General features: G+C 53.6%; 16 protein-coding genes. 10 read left to right on the top strand and 6 right to left on the bottom strand.

Annotated features, from left to right (window positions below; translation table 11 throughout):
- The first annotated feature begins 17 nt into the window (after positions 1 to 17).
- The 3 genes from AAGA79_RS02905 to AAGA79_RS02895 all read left to right on the top strand — a co-directional run bounded on the left by AAGA79_RS02905 (position 18) and on the right by AAGA79_RS02895 (position 3,342).
- Positions 18 to 908, top strand: a complete 891-nt coding sequence (locus AAGA79_RS02905; RefSeq protein WP_411827280.1) for a polysaccharide deacetylase family protein — start codon at positions 18 to 20, stop codon at positions 906 to 908.
- A gap of 35 nt (positions 909 to 943) precedes the next feature.
- A complete protein-coding gene (locus AAGA79_RS02900; protein ID WP_411827279.1) occupies positions 944 to 2,671 on the top strand; it encodes a dynamin family protein in 1,728 nt (575 codons plus the stop codon).
- Positions 2,672 to 2,814: 143 nt separating this feature from the next.
- Positions 2,815 to 3,342 (top strand): hypothetical protein, encoded by a 528-nt coding sequence (locus AAGA79_RS02895; protein ID WP_411827278.1) that lies wholly within the window; start codon positions 2,815 to 2,817, stop codon positions 3,340 to 3,342.
- On the opposite strand, the gene AAGA79_RS02890 is transcribed toward AAGA79_RS02895, so the two are convergent.
- Complete coding sequence (locus tag AAGA79_RS02890; protein ID WP_411827277.1) at positions 3,339 to 4,523, bottom strand: FtsW/RodA/SpoVE family cell cycle protein; 1,185 nt, start codon at positions 4,521 to 4,523, stop codon at positions 3,339 to 3,341. The two genes, AAGA79_RS02895 and AAGA79_RS02890, sit on opposite strands and share 4 nt — an antisense overlap.
- Positions 4,524 to 4,683: 160 nt before the next feature.
- On the opposite strand from AAGA79_RS02890, the gene AAGA79_RS02885 reads away from it, so the two are divergent.
- The 7 genes from AAGA79_RS02885 (at position 4,684) to AAGA79_RS02855 (ending at position 13,611) form a co-directional block, all read left to right on the top strand.
- Complete coding sequence (locus tag AAGA79_RS02885; protein WP_411827276.1) at positions 4,684 to 6,240, top strand: pyridoxal-phosphate dependent enzyme; 1,557 nt, start codon at positions 4,684 to 4,686, stop codon at positions 6,238 to 6,240.
- Positions 6,241 to 6,318: 78 nt separating this feature from the next.
- Complete coding sequence (locus tag AAGA79_RS02880; protein WP_411827275.1) at positions 6,319 to 7,041, top strand: metallophosphoesterase family protein; 723 nt, start codon at positions 6,319 to 6,321, stop codon at positions 7,039 to 7,041.
- Positions 7,042 to 7,283: 242 nt separating this feature from the next.
- Complete coding sequence (locus AAGA79_RS02875) at positions 7,284 to 8,312, top strand: rod shape-determining protein (protein WP_411827274.1); 1,029 nt, start codon at positions 7,284 to 7,286, stop codon at positions 8,310 to 8,312.
- A 62-nt stretch (positions 8,313 to 8,374) separates the two neighbouring features.
- The gene (mreC, locus tag AAGA79_RS02870) at positions 8,375 to 9,181 is read left to right on the top strand and encodes a rod shape-determining protein MreC (RefSeq protein WP_411827273.1); all 807 of its coding nucleotides are present in this window, start codon (positions 8,375 to 8,377) and stop codon (positions 9,179 to 9,181) included.
- 12 nt (positions 9,182 to 9,193) lie between these two features.
- Entirely contained in the window at positions 9,194 to 9,772 is a 579-nt protein-coding gene (locus tag AAGA79_RS02865) for a hypothetical protein (RefSeq protein WP_411827272.1), read from the top strand.
- Positions 9,773 to 9,780: 8 nt separating this feature from the next.
- Positions 9,781 to 11,976: a peptidoglycan D,D-transpeptidase FtsI family protein gene (locus AAGA79_RS02860; protein WP_411827271.1), complete on the top strand. Its 2,196-nt coding sequence runs from the start codon at positions 9,781 to 9,783 to the stop codon at positions 11,974 to 11,976.
- A 48-nt stretch (positions 11,977 to 12,024) separates the two neighbouring features.
- Positions 12,025 to 13,611, top strand: coding sequence for an Rne/Rng family ribonuclease (locus tag AAGA79_RS02855; protein ID WP_411827270.1), 1,587 nt, complete (start codon positions 12,025 to 12,027; stop codon positions 13,609 to 13,611).
- A gap of 87 nt (positions 13,612 to 13,698) precedes the next feature.
- Here AAGA79_RS02855 and AAGA79_RS02850 read toward each other — a convergent pair whose 3' ends face one another.
- The 5 genes from AAGA79_RS02850 to AAGA79_RS02830 all read right to left on the bottom strand — a co-directional run bounded on the left by AAGA79_RS02850 (position 13,699) and on the right by AAGA79_RS02830 (position 16,985).
- Positions 13,699 to 14,589: a hypothetical protein gene (locus tag AAGA79_RS02850; RefSeq protein WP_411827269.1), complete on the bottom strand. Its 891-nt coding sequence runs from the start codon at positions 14,587 to 14,589 to the stop codon at positions 13,699 to 13,701.
- A complete protein-coding gene (locus tag AAGA79_RS02845; RefSeq protein WP_411827268.1) occupies positions 14,582 to 15,130 on the bottom strand; it encodes an RNA polymerase sigma factor in 549 nt (182 codons plus the stop codon). The genes AAGA79_RS02850 and AAGA79_RS02845 overlap by 8 nt, the downstream gene beginning before the upstream one ends.
- Positions 15,131 to 15,352: 222 nt before the next feature.
- Positions 15,353 to 15,727, bottom strand: coding sequence for a ribosome silencing factor (rsfS, locus tag AAGA79_RS02840; protein ID WP_411827267.1), 375 nt, complete (start codon positions 15,725 to 15,727; stop codon positions 15,353 to 15,355).
- Between the two features lie 62 nt (positions 15,728 to 15,789).
- Positions 15,790 to 16,176 (bottom strand): hypothetical protein, encoded by a 387-nt coding sequence (locus AAGA79_RS02835; RefSeq protein WP_411827266.1) that lies wholly within the window; start codon positions 16,174 to 16,176, stop codon positions 15,790 to 15,792.
- A 56-nt stretch (positions 16,177 to 16,232) separates the two neighbouring features.
- Entirely contained in the window at positions 16,233 to 16,985 is a 753-nt protein-coding gene (locus AAGA79_RS02830) for a 7-carboxy-7-deazaguanine synthase QueE (RefSeq protein WP_411827265.1), read from the bottom strand.
- Positions 16,986 to 17,123: the final 138 nt, after the last annotated feature.

Here is a 17,123-nt window from a genome sequence, read left to right as displayed (position 1 = left end):
AATAACTGTCCCCATACATGGAAAATTCCCTTCAAAAAATCGGAGATAGCCTCTCCCAAAATCCCGATCTAGGTGTTTTATCCAGAAGAGGGTTCATGGCAGCCTCCGCCGCTACTATCGCCAGTTGTAAAGCCGCAACGCCTCCGTCACCTGCGGGCGCACCTATCAAGACAGCTCCAAACACCGGTTACCGAACACCGGCCGTCCCTGGTGCATCGCCTCGTAACAATGTCGGAAATCCTTCCAGCAATTTCTCAAAAAACGCAGGCGTTACCTTTTCCCGCGTTTCCGTCTCCGGCAACTACATCGCCATCACGTTCGATGATGGCCCGCATCCCCAGAACACCCCGCGTCTTCTGGACATGCTCGCAAAACGGAATATCAAGGCAACTTTCTACGTAATCGGACGCAGCGTGAATACCCACCCGGACGTCCTCCGCCGCACCGTGGCAGAAGGTCACGAGATTGGAAACCACTCCCACACCCACCGCCTCCTCTCCAAGCTCGGCGATAGTGAAGTCCGCAAGGAAATGCAACTTTGTGCAGATGCCGTCGGCAAAGCGGCAGGTGTCCGCATGCGCACCATGCGCCCGCCGTATGGCGGACTTCTCCAGCGTCAACGCGAACTCATTCACAATGAATTCGGCTACCCTACCATCCTCTGGTCGGTAGATCCATTGGACTGGAAACGCCCCGGCCCATCCGTCGTAGCTTCGCGCATCCTTTCATCGACCACAGCAGGTGGCATCGTATTGGCACACGACCTTCATTCTCAGACTGTCGACGCAATGCCGGCCACTCTTGATGGCCTCCTGAAAAAAGGTTTCAAGTTCGTGACAGTTTCACAGCTGATCGCAATGAAAACCGAGCCCGTTCCCACACAGGCATCGGTCACCCCCGCTCCCTGAGCGCACGCTTAACTTAAGCTCCCCCCTGATCTAACGTGAGCCAGCTCAACTTCGGAGAGCGGTATTTCGCAACGCGTGAGCGCATAGCTCATGTCGTCGCAGGTATCCATGAATTAGCGAGAAACACCGGAACTGATCTGGGTGACTCGCTCTCGAATACAGCTTTTCAAAAAGATCTGGCCACTCCTTTCCTTTTCGTGGTTTGCGGGGAAGTAAACGCAGGAAAGTCCTCCCTGATCAACGGCCTCTTCGGCCGGGAACTCTGCAAGGTCAACATCCTGCCGGAGACAGATCGTGTAGTGTGGTATCGCCACGGGGCACCTCCCCGCGATGTCCAGGCCACGGATTCCCTCGAGGAACGCTACCGTCCAATAGAGTTCCTCAGGGACTTCAACCTCGTGGACACTCCGGGAACCAACTCCATCGTAAAAGGACACCAGGAAATCACGGAGCGGTTCCTGCCAGCTGCCGACCTCCTTCTTTTCGTTTTTCCGGTAACCAATCCATGGGGAGCAGCCACCTGGAACCTCATTTCCCGTATTCCCGAGGAATGCCACAAACGCGTCGCCTTCATCGTTCAACAGGCCGACCAACGCGACGAGTCCGACATCAAAATCATCCTCCAGCACATGGCGGACCTCTCGATGAAACGCATCGGAGTTGTTCCTCAGATTTTTGCGGTTTCCGGGAAAATGGCTTTCGAGGCCAAAACCCAAGGAGCCTTCGGAGAGAAAGACTATAAAAAAAGCGGATTCCCGGCACTTGAGGAATTTATCTCGCGCCGCGTCTGCGACTCTCCGGAAAGACGTGCCTCCCTTCAAATCTGGCGCACACAAGCATCTTCCGCCCTTACCCAAATCGAAAATCGTATCGAGGACCAGACGAAGAACCTGAGCGATCAGAATGTCTTCCTTGCCTCTCTTGAGACCGAAATCGACACCATGCGGGAAAGCCTCGTGACAAGACTGCCGCACCATCTTGCGAAAGTCGCCGAAACCTTTGAAACCGAAGCAATTTGGGTCACCAAAACCCTGAAGAAATGGCTAAAACTTCCTCCATCCGTATTCCGTATTTTTGTCGGAGATAAAATCGGCACACAGACAGAAAGCCTGTTTATAGACCGGCTCCGCAATGCGGTGGAAACTGTTGCCGAAAGCGACGGAAAAGACGTGGTATCAGCATGTCAGGATCACTGGGATGGACTTGGGATCCGCGTTAAAGATGCTATTGGTACTAATATCGACGATACCGAGCCTGTTCCGGAAAAGCTCGAACAAGCGCGGAAACGCTTCGTTCAGCGCATCGGCCGCGCCGCCCACCATGCCATCGGCAATCTGCACGTGCGGAAGGATCTCGAGCGGGAACTTCGCCGCCGCAACCTTGCACTGAAATCTTTCACCGCCACTACCCTGCTATTCTTCATTCTCGGGGCCATCTGTGGAATATTCGGGTTCGACTGGCTTCCGTGGTTGTTCTGCGGAATTGCCGGAATTTTCTTATTGGGCGGTGCAACCATCGCAGTGATTACGAAGGTCAAAATCGCAAGGGATTTCCAAAGTTCACTTTTGGACACCTGCGGGTCATTTGCTGAAACACTGCGCACGGATTATGAGGAAGCCCTCAGGATCTTCTTTCAAGACTACACAACTTGTCTGAATTCTATTCGCAAACACTTGGCGAAAGAAAAAATTGCCGTGGAGCCGAAACTTGCCCGCTGGCATGAGTTGTTCCTCACGCTCAAATCCATCGAGCAGGATATATAATTCTCACTCGTCGGATCTCAGGCAACGCAGGAGATAATCGAGAGAAACGTCTGTAAAAGACTGAAAAACAAGGCTTCTAACAATCGGCTGCATCCGAAAAGCCTCCTTGCAAAATATCAAGAAATCCTGATATTGGGCCCAACTTGAATTCAGGACATGTCACCTACGAGCGCTCTGCAAGCATAGTGAAGCCGGAAAAGCTACCCAAACCGGCCTCCCGCGCACGCTCTGTCCCGCATCGGAGCGTCTTTGTGACAACCGTGATCCTCTCCAGCATCCATTACATGGGGATTTTGGCAATGGCTACCAGCCTGGTGATGTTCTTCATACACCCCACTCCGATTGCCACCCGAGTATTTCTCGCTACCTTGGTATTCACCTGTTTCACGTGGATCATCGCGTTTTTCAAACGACGCTCCACACATTGCGCACTTTGCAAGGGAACTCCCCTGATCGAAAGCGGTGCCCTTGCCCACCAGAAGGCAACACGGATCTTTCCTTTCAATTATGGGGTTTCCGCGACCCTCTCGATTATCGCCACACAGAAATTTCGCTGTATGTATTGCGGCACCGAGTTCGATCTTCTCAAGCCCTCCTCACACAGTAGCAAATACACCGACGTGAAATATGAGAGCGACTACACAGCTGATAAATCCGACGAAACGGATTAAGTAGCCTCCACCCTGCCCTTGTGCCTGTGGACCCAGACGCTCTGGACCAGCCCGAGCAGGAACATACAGATCACCACGAACGTTCCCGAATAACTGACCAACGGTAGCGGGATACCCGTGATCGGCATCAGTAGAACGCACATACCGATATTCTCATAAACGTGTGCAAAAATCAGAGCCACGACCATACAGACGATCAGACGTCCGGCCACATCTCGGCTGTAGAATCCAATAAACAATCCCTGGATAAGCAGCAACGCAAAGCTACCCAGCAACAAAAGCGCCCCCCGGAAGCCCAGCTCTTCCGCAATTACTGCGAAAATGAAGTCATTGTGAGCAGTCAAATGCGGGATGAATTTCTTATCGTGGAGGGATCCATCAGCGGAAGTAGCTTTCCAGCCCACACCCTTCCAGCCGGCCTTCCCGACTGCCATGGAAACGTTGTGCGGAGCGTACCCATCTCCTCTGATATCTACCTCCTGCCCCTGCATCATTCGCAGCCATAGATCAATCCGGTCCGGTCCCCTTTCAGAAACCAACGGCAGAATCACAAAGTAAAGAATCGGCAATACACCTGCCGAAATAAACGCAATGAAACTCAGGAAACGGAATGGTATTCCAGCGACTAGAAGAGCCACGATCACTACCGGAATCCATACGAGGGCGGAGCCCATATCACCCATTTTCATCACCAGAAGAAACGGCACAGCCGATACCACACCGATAATGCCGATGCGGAAAAACGGATTTCTCAGCGAAGCATGGATCTTCGGTAAATCATGCATCAGCCACGCGATCATGATAATACCTGAAGTCACCCCGAGTTGGGCAGGCTGGAAACTAAGTCCGCCGACCGAGAGCCTGTGGACCTCATCGTCCGCCTGCATCGCCAGCACCATCAGCCCCAGACTCACCGCGTATAACGGCACCCCCAGCCAGCGGATCCACTTGTAATCCACCAGCGCTGCAGAGAAATACGCCACACTCCCTACTAGAATCCATTTTTTCTGCATCTCCGCGTAGTAGCCGCCAGCAGAGCCGAACTGTTCCAGTATCGATGAATCGACAGGCAAATGCCGTGCAGCACTCTCGATCATGAACACGCCAAAGATGAGCAAGGCGTACATTACGAACACCAACACCCAGTTCATCCCTAAAATTTTCCGTAAAAATGGCGTCATATTCCGCTAGAAAGCGACCATATCCCCGCGCCACCTGTTGGCAAGCCGTCATCCGCGTATCAATACAAATCCTCTTCACCCGTGCAGCCCGCAACGATTCGGACGTCCCCATTCAGAATCCGCCTTTCTAAACCAAACATTCTCACATAAAAACACAGACATGCCATCTGATGCCTCCCCGCTTCCACTTGACCGCCAGCTCCGACAAGAAATTCTCTTCGCCCGGGAGCGGGTCTATCATTTCGGCCAGCCAACTCCATTTGATCAGCTCAAACTCCCCGACGGCCCCGAAATCTGGGTAAAACGCGAAGATGCCTCAGCAATCAAAGCCTATAAATGGCGCGGTGCGGCGAACCGCATGGCAACCCTTACCGATCTCGAAGCAGCCCGTGGCGTAGTCACCGCATCAGCCGGCAACCATGCGCAAGGTGTCGCCCTCGCGGCCAAACAGCTGGGAATCCGCGCACGCATCTACATGCCCCGCTCCACACCAAAGGTGAAGCAGACCGCAGTCCTTCACCATGGGGGAGAATACGTGTCCATCCACCTCTTTGGAGATAGCTATGACGAGGCGGTAAAGGCAGCAAGAGATGATGAAAAGCAAACCCAGGCCGTCTACATCCACGCCTACGATGACCTTCAGGTCATGGCCGGGCAGGGAACCCTGGCGGATGAAATTGTTCTCTCTGGAAAAGGCCCATTCGACATCGCCTACCTACAGATCGGCGGCGGCGGCATGGCCGCAGGGGTCTCCACTTGGCTGAAAACATATTGGCCGGACATCGAAATTGTCGGCGTCGAGGGAGAAGACCAAGCTTCCATGAAAGCAGCGATTACCGCCGGAAAGCCCGTCACCATCCCCCAGGTTGATATCTTTTGCGACGGCACCGCCGTAAAACAGGCGGGAGACCTGCCATTTCAGATCTGTAAGGACTCGCTCGATCGAATCGTAACAGTCAGCAATGCGCAAGTCACCCACGCGATCCGCACCATGTGGGAAGGCCTCCGTTGTATTTCCGAACCATCCGGTGCCATGGGACTCGCTGCCGCCCTTTCCGAGAAAGATCATCTCGCTGGAAAAAAAGTCCTCGTTGTCCTCTGCGGAGCTAACGTCGATTTCCTCCAACTCGGCCGGATCGCACAATCGGAAGGCGCAACCACCCGTCATCACCGCACCCTCCGTGTGAGTATAGAAGAAGCCCCCGGCGCTATGCTCAAACTTCTCGATGAATGCTTTTCCACCGTAGATATCACCGATTTCCAATACGGAAAAACCGATACAAAACAAGCTAACCCTGCCTTCACGATCACTGCAGACACAGAAGCACAGCTCTCCTCGGTCATAGCGAAGTTGGAGGAAAACAACTACACGTGGCAGGAAATAACAGGAGCACCGGATATCGATTTCCGAGCAATCCCCTTCCGCGGAGACTTACTCTCAAACCCCGCCTTCCTCCGACTCGATTTCTATGAACGACCAGGCGCCCTGCACGACTTCCTCACCAAACGTCTCACCACCAGCGCGAACCTCAGCTACTTCAACTATCGCGAATCAGGAGAGCGTATCGGCCGCGCGCTCATAGGACTGGATTTTCCGTCTTCATTTGAACGGGAGGCATTTCTCATGTCCATCCCACCCCAGGGAGATGGTTACCGCCTTTGCAAAATCCTGGATGCCGAAACCTCGGCTAGACTTGCATCTTCTGATAAAGTGTAATCATCCTTCATCCCACCCGGACACCATCGGGGCCAAACACGGAACAAATCCAGCAACCAACCCCCTTATATTCTCACGATGCGGACTGCAATTTTCGGCGACATTCATGCCAACCTTGAAGCACTTGATGCCGTATTGGCGGACGCAGCTGAACAGAAGGTCGAAAAATTCGTATGTCTGGGGGATATTGTCGGATACAACGCGGATCCCGCCGCCTGCTTGAAAAAAATTCAGGAAATGGACATCCCGACCGTGAAGGGAAACCATGATCACGACGCTTCCGAGAATCATTCCCTCGATTCCATGAACCCGATCGCCGCCACAGCCCTGCAGTGGACCCGCGATCAACTGGATGACGATCAACGCCTTTGGCTGAAACGACTCCGCATGGTCCGTCAGGTCACGGATTTCACCATCGTTCACAGCACACTCGATCAGCCACTTCATTGGAACTACGTAACCAATCGGTTCGATGCCATGTCGAATTTTTCCTACCAGTTCACACAACTCTGCTTCCACGGCCACACCCACGTTCCTCGCGTGTATATGAAATCCGATAAGGTCCAGGAAGTTCCCGCGGAATCCGTCTCCATTGAGGCAGACGCAAAATACTTCGTTAACGTCGGTTCCGTAGGCCAACCCCGCGATGGCGACTGGCGCGCATGCTACTGCATTTACGACCATGAGGAGAAACTTCTCACCTTCCGTCGGGTCGAATATGACATCGAAACAACGCGCGAAAAAATCCTGGCGGCGAATCTTCCTCCCATGCTGGCGGATCGCCTTCTGGACGGCCGCTGATCCGGCTCTCCCATGCTGGAAGCCCAACCGTGGAACATTTTATTCAATTACGTGGAACTCGCTTTCCCGCTTGACGCTTGGCAGGTGCTTAATGATTCTCACCGCTCACCCCACGGTCCTTTTGCCGTCACTCGCTCCTTCACACCTGCACGCACTGAAGGAGGTCCGCTGAAAAGGCCTTGGATTACGAATTTTGACCACAAATCTACTAATTTTCACAACTTTCAACCACACCCCTTTTAATGTTTAAGAAATATTTCGGAAACATGTTTTCCAGCGATATCGGAATTGATCTCGGCACTGCAAACACACTCATCAACGTCAAGGACCATGGAATCGTCCTCCGCGAGCCTTCTGTGGTTGCTGTAAAAGCAGGCACCAATGAAGTCCTCGCAGTCGGTGACGATGCCAAGCGGATGCTCGGCAGAACACCCGGCAACATTGTCGCTATCCGCCCGCTCAAGGACGGGGTTATCGCCGACTTCGAAGTCACCGAAGCCATGCTTCGCCACTTCATCAAAAAGGTAAACAAAGGCCGCCGCTCCAACCCACGCGTCCTCATCGCCATCCCATCCGGTATCACTGAAGTGGAACGCCGCGCCGTACGTGAATCAGCGGAACAAGCAGGTGCCCGTGAAGTTTACCTTATCGAAGAACCCATGGCAGCAGCCATCGGCGTAGGGCTCCCGGTTCAGGAAGCCTCCGGCAACATGATTGTCGATATCGGTGGCGGCACAACGGAAGTCGCGCTAATTTCCCTTTCCGGCATCGTTTACGCCCGCTCCGTCCGCACCGCTGGCGATGAGCTGGATGAATCCATCATCCAATACATGAAGCGTGCCTACAACCTCATGATCGGTGAGCGCACCTCCGAGGAAATCAAAATCCGCCTCGGATCAGCAGCCCCGCTTCCAAAGGAAGTAACAATGGAAGTAAAAGGCCGCGACCTCGTCGCCGGCCTCCCGAAAACCATCACCATCACCTCCCAGGAAATCCGCGAGGCAATGGCAGATCCTCTCAGCACCATCGTTGATGCAGTCCGCACAACTCTGGAGCGCTGCCCTCCCGAGCTCGCAGCCGACCTTGTCGACCGCGGAATCGTACTCGCCGGCGGCGGAGCACTTCTCAAGGGACTGGACAGACTGCTCCGCGAGGAGACAGGACTTCCCGTCCACGTTGCGGAAGACCCTCTCAGCGCTGTCGCCGAAGGTACTGGAAAGGCACTTCAGGAGTTGGCACTTCTGAAAAGAGTCACCAATACGGACCGCTAAGTTTTGCCTTCTCCCTTCGTTCGGAGATTGTAAGACTGGCTCCATAATACCGTGATACAGCCATGAAACCGCTCAATTTAGTAGCTCTACTTCTCTTCCTTGCGGGAGCGATGTGGGCACTTACGCGTAGCGAACCCATTGTCCGGGAAATTCAGGTCACCTATTTCAAAACGATCTCCCCCTTTCTCAAAGGTGGTTCCTCGCTTGAAACAAAAGCTCGTGACCTACTGGAGGAAACAAAGCATTCCAAGGCGCTCGAAGCGGAAACATCCGCAATCCGCAGCGAAATCGGCCGTCTTCGTATCATTGAGTCCCGCTTCAAGGAACTCGAACGCGAAAACTCCGAACTCCGCCACGCTCTCAATTTCAAGAAGGCCACAAACTTCGACGTCGTTGCCGCACAAATCATCCGCCGCCACCCGACCACCTGGTGGCAGACCATGGAGATCGATGCTGGCGAAGATCAGGGAATCGGCATTCAGCTCTCGGTCCTTTCCAATGAAGGACTCGTCGGCATCATTGACCGTCCTCTTAAAAACCGCTCCTCCGTATTGCTCGTCACAGATGAAAAATGTCAGGTCTCCGTCCGGGTCGAAGGCTCGCCGGAAGTCGGCATCATCAGCGGTCAACGCGGGGAATTCGACCGCAATCCCACCCTGCGGCTACGCTTTCTATCCAAAGACGCCTCGCTCAAGCCGGGCCAGCGCGTCTTCACCACCGGTCGCGGTGGCATCTTTCAACCCAATATCCTAGTAGGAACAATAATCTCGGTTGAAAGAGGTCCGCTCGATTCGGAAGCCTTGGTCAAACCCGCTGTAAATCTCAGCGACCTGGGCACCGTATTTGTCGTTCTTTCTGAAAACCTCTGATTTTCCAACCGTTTGTTCCGCTACAACCTCAGCACCGTCCTACTTCTGCTAGCCGCTTTCCTCGTCCAGCAGTTCGTTCCCGCGTTCACCGGCCTCAGCCACGCGCGCATTCTGATTGTTCACCTCGTCTTTCTTTGTGCCGCGGTCACAGTCGCCACACCCACCATGCTGCTTCTGGCACTGATCGGTGGCACACTCTGGGATGCGCACTGCGCTCTATCCACCATGTCCTTCGATCCGGAAGTCTACACCCAGCCGGTGGACTCGCTCCGCTTCGGCTACTCCATCCTCCTCTTCGCCGCCATGGGCTTCCTCATGCAGGGACTCATTCCCCTCTTCCGCCAGGGAAAATGGCAGTTTTCCGCTCTCCTCACCGGCATTGCCATCTTTCTCTACCTTACCGCGGAATATATCCTCATATCCTTTGTTCGCGGCGATTTCACCATCACTAGGTCTATCTTCAGACTTATGTCCTATACCTCTCTGCTGACGATGTTATTTTCACCACTCGTCTTTTGGCTTCTTTACCGTATTGCGAAAATTTTCGACCACTCGCTCTATCCGGAAGCAAACAGATCTAAACGTAGATAAACACTACTATGGAACCACGCTTCAGACTCCGCCTTTATATCCTCACCGCCTTCATTCTTGTAGGCTTCGGCACCCTTCTGTCCCGCGTCCATGAGTTCCAGATCGAGCGCCGTGCTGAATTCCAGGCACTCGTCCCCGGCAACCGCACTGTCACTGTCCGCGAGCCGGGCATCCGCGGTGAAATTACAGATCGCAACGGAGTCCTCCTTGCCCGGAACCTCCGCAACTACGAGCTATCCTTCAATCTCGAGGAAATCAAGAAAGCCTACAATTCACAGTATGAGGATAGCCCGACCTTGGAACGCCTAGTAACCCGCAACGGACTCCCACGGCCCACCAAGGACCCGGACATTGTCGAGATCGTAAATACCTTCACCATCGAGCCCCTCCGTGCTCTTGGCCTCGCGAAAAATTATAACGCCTCGGCCCTCCGCACCCATTTCATTACCCACCGCGGACTCGTACCGTTTGCCTACCGCACTGACCTCACCTATGAGGATTTCGCCAGACTTGCGGAGAGGAACACTGAATTCCCGGGCGTCACACTCGGCATCCGTCCCCAGCGCCAATACCCATACGGAACCTTGGCCTCCCACCTACTCGGGTATCTCAAACAGTGGGAAAAAGGAGATATCTCAAGCGCAGATAAACGTGAATACGATCACTACATCGGTGAGGAAAAAGGAATCGCCGGTGTAGAGGCCACCATGGATGAGTTCCTCCGTGGTCCCGAGGGTCGCAAGACAGTTCTAAAAGACGAAAAAGGCCGCACCATCGGGATGCTCGATATCACCAAACCAGGAATCGGCGCACAAGTAGAGCTCACCATTGATGCCCGCATCCAGTTTCTTCTGGAAAACACCCTCCGCCGCGCGGGTCGTGCATCCGGCGTAGTCATGGACGTTAGAACCGGCGAGGTCATCGCCATGGCCTCTGTTCCGGACTACGATCCGAACGCCTTCATCCCTTCCATCTCCAGTAAAAAATTTCAGGCCTACACCGCCAACCCGCAGCTCTCACCATTTACCAACCGCGCGATCGCATCCTTCGAGCCGGGCTCTACAATGAAAGTAGCCACCGCCATCGCAGGAGCTCAGCGTGGCCTCGCCAATAACCGTTTCAGCTGCGATGGCTACGTCATGTATGGCAAACACCCGATCGGTTGCTGGATCTGGAATATGAAGAGAGGCCAGCACGGCGTCCTCACACTCCCGGAAGCACTGCAAAGATCCTGCAATCCATACTTTAACAAACTCTCCAACACCTTGGGTGCAAAAGGAATGGTTGAAGGCTTTTCACTCGTCGGATTCGGTAAAAAAACCGGCATCGAACTGCCAAACGAAGACCCGGGCCTACTACCGGGATCCCGTGCATGGCGCGCTGTCCGCCCGAACGGCGTTCTCACTCCCGCCCTCGCAGCCATGATGTCCATCGGTCAGGGCGATATGCTGGCCTCCCCGCTTCAGGTCGCCTGCATGACATCCACCATCGCCAACGGCGGAAAATATTTCCAACCACGTATCGTCAAAAAAGTAGTCGCGGATGATGGCGAAATTCTCGTCCCTGATTTTCCGAAACTCGAAGTAGACCTCCTTAAATCCGGAGTCACCACCAGCGACCTCGACCTTATCAGGAAAGGCATGTGGATGGCTGTTAATGAAGCCGGTGGCACAGCTGGCAAAGTTCGTATGGGCGACATCGAAGTTTGCGCAAAAACCGGCACGGCACAGACCATTGACAACGGAAAACCCTCCAATAACTCATGGGTCACCTCTTTCGCCCCTTACGATGAACCACGCTACGCGGTCACAATCATGGCGCAAGGTGCCGGATCTGGCGGTGGAGTATGCGGCCCGCTCGTTAATACAGTCTACACCGGTATCTTCGCTCAGGAAGACGGCATGCGCCTTCCACTAAAACCTCAGACCGAATATTCCGGAAGCCTCACATTCATTGAGGCAATCGAGCCCCTCGAAGACGTCCTTGCAGCCATCGAAGCCTCGGAAATCCCTGCTGCGGACAGCAATACCCAGGCCACCGCCTCCGAAGACGATATCGTGGAGATCGGCAGCGACATCGGCGAGATCCTGCCGGACGCCCCTATCGAAAACAATCCGGCGGCCACTGTCCCAAAACCAACATTCACCCGTGAAACCGACCGCGAAGGCCAAGTCATCCAGCGCGCCATTCCGATTCAGGAATAATCCGGTTTTCTTTTAATCAACTTAACAATTTCTCAACAACCTCAACACGTGATCAAAAAAATCAAAAAACTCTTGGGCATCGGTAATACCGACCCATCACAAGGCAACACAATAATCGTAAACGTAGAAAAACTCGAGCGGCGCGTAGCACTCCTCGAAGATGGCGTATTGGAAGAATATAGCGTAGAGCGGGAAGGCGATCAGAACATCGTCGGCGGCATATTCAAAGGACGGGTCAAAAACATCGAACAGGGCCTTAAAGCTATGTTCGTGGATATTGGCTTGGATAAAAACGCATTCCTCCACTTCTGGGATGCCATCCCTGCCGCCCTCGACGGCGGCTTGGAAGAGATCCAGCGCGAAGGCACAAGAAAGCCTAAGAAAAAGATTACCTCCAAGGACATCCCGAGCATCTACCCTGTAGGCTCCGAGATCGTTATCCAGGTTTCCAAAGGCCCGATCGGCACCAAAGGCCCTCGTGTCACCACGAATATTTCCCTCGCAGGTCGCTACCTCGTCCTTATGCCCTTCACCGAGCAATTCGGTATTTCCCGTAAAATCGACGATCCAAAGGAACGCCAGCGCCTCCGCCGCATCGTGCAGAAGCTCTCCGTTCCAGAAGGAATGGGCATCATCATGCGCACAGTCGCACAAGGAACCCGTGCCCGCCACTTCGTCCGCGATCTCGCTATGCTCCTCGAGCAATGGGATAATATCGACCAACGTCGCGCCAATAACCCTGCACCTTGCTGCATATTCCAGGAGCCAGGCCTCATCGCACGCACCGCACGTGATTTCCTCACTGACGAGGTTGATCAAGTCATCTGCGACGACCCGGAAACTGCCGAAATGATCCGCGATATCTCCGGAAAAATTTCACGCCGCGCGAAACGCCGCATTCACCTTCTTCCTCCTTCTTCACAGCCGATCTTCGAGCGTCTCGATATCCAGAAGCAGATCGATGAAGCATTTTCCCGCCAGGTATGGCTGAAATGTGGTGGATACATCGTCATTGATGAAACCGAAGCGCTCATCTCTGTCGACGTAAACACAGGCCGTAACCGTGGTTCAAAGGACGTCGATAAGATGATCCTCCAGACCAATATCGAATCAGCGGAAGAAGTTGCCCGTCAGCTTCGCCTCCGGAACATCGGTGGTCTTGTTGTGGTCGACTTTATCGACATGCGTCACCGCAAGGATCAGCTGGCCGTCTACAAGGCCATGAAGGAGCGCGTCAAAAAGGACAAAGCGAAAACGCAGATCCTTCAGATCTCCCAGATCGGCCTCATGGAAATGACCCGCCAAAGGCTCAACGAATCTCTCCGTGATTCCATGTATGAGCCTTGCCCATATTGCCAGGGTCGCGGTCGTGTCAAAACCCCGATGACCATGTCCATCGAGATCCAGCGCACCCTCAATAGCGTGATCCAATCCCGCCACGACCAAGCAGGAGACCTAATCGTCATCGTCAACTCAGACGTGCTGAACCGTTTCAAATCCGAGGATGCAAAGGTCCTTGTAGATCTTGAGCGCTCCCACTCCGGCCGCCTCATCTTCCGCTCGGACCCAACCCTCAACCGCGAGCGCTTTGCAATCATTGACGCAGCCACCGAGAAAACCATTGAGCAGGGCTAGAGGCTCCGCCTGATAACACTTCCAAAACAAAAAATGCGCGTGGGATACCACGCGCATTTTTTTGAACCATGAACTGGATCTCGGAATCTAAAAAAAGTTAGCCAGCTTCTCCTTTTCTCTCATTCCCATCAGACAGAAGGCATAGCCGTCCTCTTCCCAGGCTGCCTTAGCCCAGTTACCGTCCTGTACGATGCGTGGATGAGTCTTGTCCGGCAGGTCTCCTGCCACGTCCTCCTTGCGGAAGACTACGAAATGGACAGTGCCCTCCTTTTCATCGAAGCAAATCAGTGAACCACGCTTACCATCTATGATGAGCTCGCGGCAACCTACCCCGTTCACACCGGTAAGGCCCTTCGGCAAATAGCCCTCGCCACATGGAAGCCCTATGCTCCGCAAGTAGCTCATCAGATCATCCATCTCCGGATTCTTTTCATCCAAGCTGAAAATCGGCGACTCAAACGCTCTGACAAAGCCGGCTTGTACCGCATCGATCGAAACTTTCTGGTCACCAGCGCTTACCACAGTCTCTTCAGGCGCTTTCTCGATCATGAAAAATCCGAATGCTATCCCCGCAGCAGCAGCGACCGGCACCCAGAGTTTAACCCATCCGAATTTTGGCTTTACCACCACCGCGCTGCGTTCCATCGATTCAAGAATTCTTTCACGTAGACCGTCTGGAACCTGAATTGATGCAACTGCACCGATCATTTCTCCCTCAGTCTGCTTATCTACCTTCAACGAAAGCCCATTGTCCTGGGCCATTGCCAACAGAACATTCTCCAACAGACCGTGCGGCAGTTCCACCCTTGCCATTGCCTCCGCGAATTCCGCATCGAACGCTCGCTCCCGCATCAACCACTCGCCTAATTCACGATCGCTCGTGGCAAGTTTCAATGCCTCAGCGAAATCCGCATCTTCGGAATCCGCACCATCCGGGCGGAAACTTTGTAGCACAAATTTTGCTCTCTCCTTATCCATGATTTTTTCCAAAAAGTTCGGGGTTCACATCCACAAGATTCCTCGGCCCACTGGAGGGCTCGGAAACCATTTTCTTCCTCAGCATTCCTTTTCCACGGGAGAGCCGTGACATCACTGTCCCTATCGGCACCTCTAGAATCTCCGCAATTTCCTTATAGGAATGCTGCTGCAGGTAAAATAATGCCAGCGGCGCACGATACATCTCGTCCATATCGGCAAGAATTTCCACCGCACGCTGTCCGTCCATTTGCCGCTCAGCCTCGTCATCATTCGAGCCAGCCTCATTGACCATCGTCTCATCGAGCGGTTCGTCGGAGAATCTCGACATCTTCCTTCTCTGGCCCAAGAACTCGCGGTGTAACGTGGTAAAAAGCCAGGTCTTCGCCTTACTCCTATCACGCAACTGCGCATTCTTCGCCGCCCAGATGCAGAAAGTCTCCTGCACCAGATCCGCTGCCCTATCCGGGCTACGCGTCAGCGAATACCCAAAGCGATAAAGCGCCTCATAATGCGCATCAACTAATTCTACAAACTCACTCATCTTCTTTCACTATGAGTTCCGATCCTCCGGAATTATTCCCGGAAATCACCAACCTCATCCATCCACCCACCCTAGACCTCTATCCAGGAACAAGCAAAATCTAGTTCAGAAGTATTTCGTAACCCTTACAAAACAAGGGAATTACGAATTTTTCACCACAGCCATATACTCCAATCATACCTCATGGAGAAAATGTGTGGTTAGCTACTGAAAAGAAGCCGATCAGCCCTTGAAATTCGATTTCCCGGTCACCCAATCAAGCTGCTTGGCATCCGCCCATAGCTCTTCGAGACCGTAGAATTCGCGCATTTCCTCATGCATCACGTGCACCATCACATCGATGTAATCCAAGACCACCCAACGGGAATCTGCCTTACCATCGGAGAAAACAGTCTTCACACCGTGCTCTTTTGCGACGATTCCGCCGATTTCACGGATGATTCCCCGAAGGTGCGGCATGGACGAACCAGAGCACACAATCATGTAATCAGTGAGGGTCGATATGCCACGCATATCCCACACCCGGATGTTCTCCGCTTGAATTTCTTCTGCCGCGGCAACACATGCCCTTGCCAATTCTTCTCCTGCTATCGCCATAAAATTATCCTTCGGCTGCAAGTCATACCCTGCAACTCCCGAGAAATGCAACACGCATTCCTCTAAAATCCGATCAGTGAAACAAGTTCCTGATCACTGAACTGATCAAGGTGGTCAACCGCAGCTACCAATAATTCGGCATCAGCCACCAGCTCCACCTGTTCCCAGTTCTGCTCGGAAGCATCTGCCACCGTAGCCACCCGGGAAGGATTCTTCATATCATTTCCATTCAGGAAAAGCATCGCCGCCAGCATCCCACAGCCGGCAACCGCCACCCAGGGGGCAAAAAAGGTAACCTTGGAAAACCACGGCTTCGCCTCGGGCAACTGCCTCACAGCACGCAGAGCATCATCCGTAAAACGACCGCTAACCCTTGTAGGCGCAGCCTCTCCCAGCAACTTCCACATTGCATCGTCCTCGGTCCACTCTTCGTTTGAATTCCTTTTCATTACCTTACTGCCGTCAACAACACCGCTTTATAGAAAAAGTTTCAGAAAATCTACAATCAAACTCCACGCCTATCTCCCCACAGCCTCACATGCAGCCTGTCTGAAAACCTAACTCCCAGATCCCTGCACCTCTCCGCAAGCCAGCGCGCGGATTTATCCAACTCCTCCACAGTCCTCCCCTCGGGCATCAGAATTACACGATCCATCGGAATCCCATGAGCATCAACCAAGCCCAGGACCTCCTGCACATCCTTCTCACCCTGCACCACATACTTGAACCAAACCTTCCCCGTCTCCACCAAACCCCGCAGCACCTCCGGCTTTACCCTTAGCGCCTCCGCCATCCCGCTGTTCGCCAGCTTTGCTGAAACATTCATCTGGGAAATCGCCGACACAAATCCCTCGCCCGGCATCTTCGTCCCATTCGTCTCCACCTCGAAAAACCACTCCGCCCCATCCTCACGCAATGCCGCCATCAACTCCACCAACCCCGCCTCCTGTAAAAGCGGCTCTCCACCCGTTAGAATCACCCGCCGGCAACCATACCCCCGCACCACCTCCGCAATCTCCCCCACACTCATCTCAATAATCACATCCTCCTTCTTGTGCTTCACATACCCCGCCACCGCATCCTTCTCATGCTTCCACGGCGTCCCCTCAAAATTCCACGTATGGTCCGTATCGCACCACACACAATGCAGATTACACAGCGATAGCCTCACAAACACCGCAGGCGCACCCATCGACACCCCCTCACCCTGCAACGTGTGAAAAATCTCAGCCCCATCTCCTAACCGCGCCAACTTCATGCCGGAGCTTCATTCCGAAACGGCAGGATTTGAAGCACGGAGTTTACTACCTATCCCTCCACCAGCTTCTAGCCGTCAGGGTCACCCAAATTTTGCTTCGATATCCAGCACTCAGCTCCCCCTTGCACCACCCTCCAT

Source organism: Luteolibacter sp. AS25 (assembly GCF_046736275.1).
GTDB lineage: Bacteria > Verrucomicrobiota > Verrucomicrobiia > Verrucomicrobiales > Akkermansiaceae > Luteolibacter.
The sequence above is the reverse complement of the archived record's forward strand: the minus strand, read 5'-3'. Positions and strand labels throughout refer to the sequence as shown.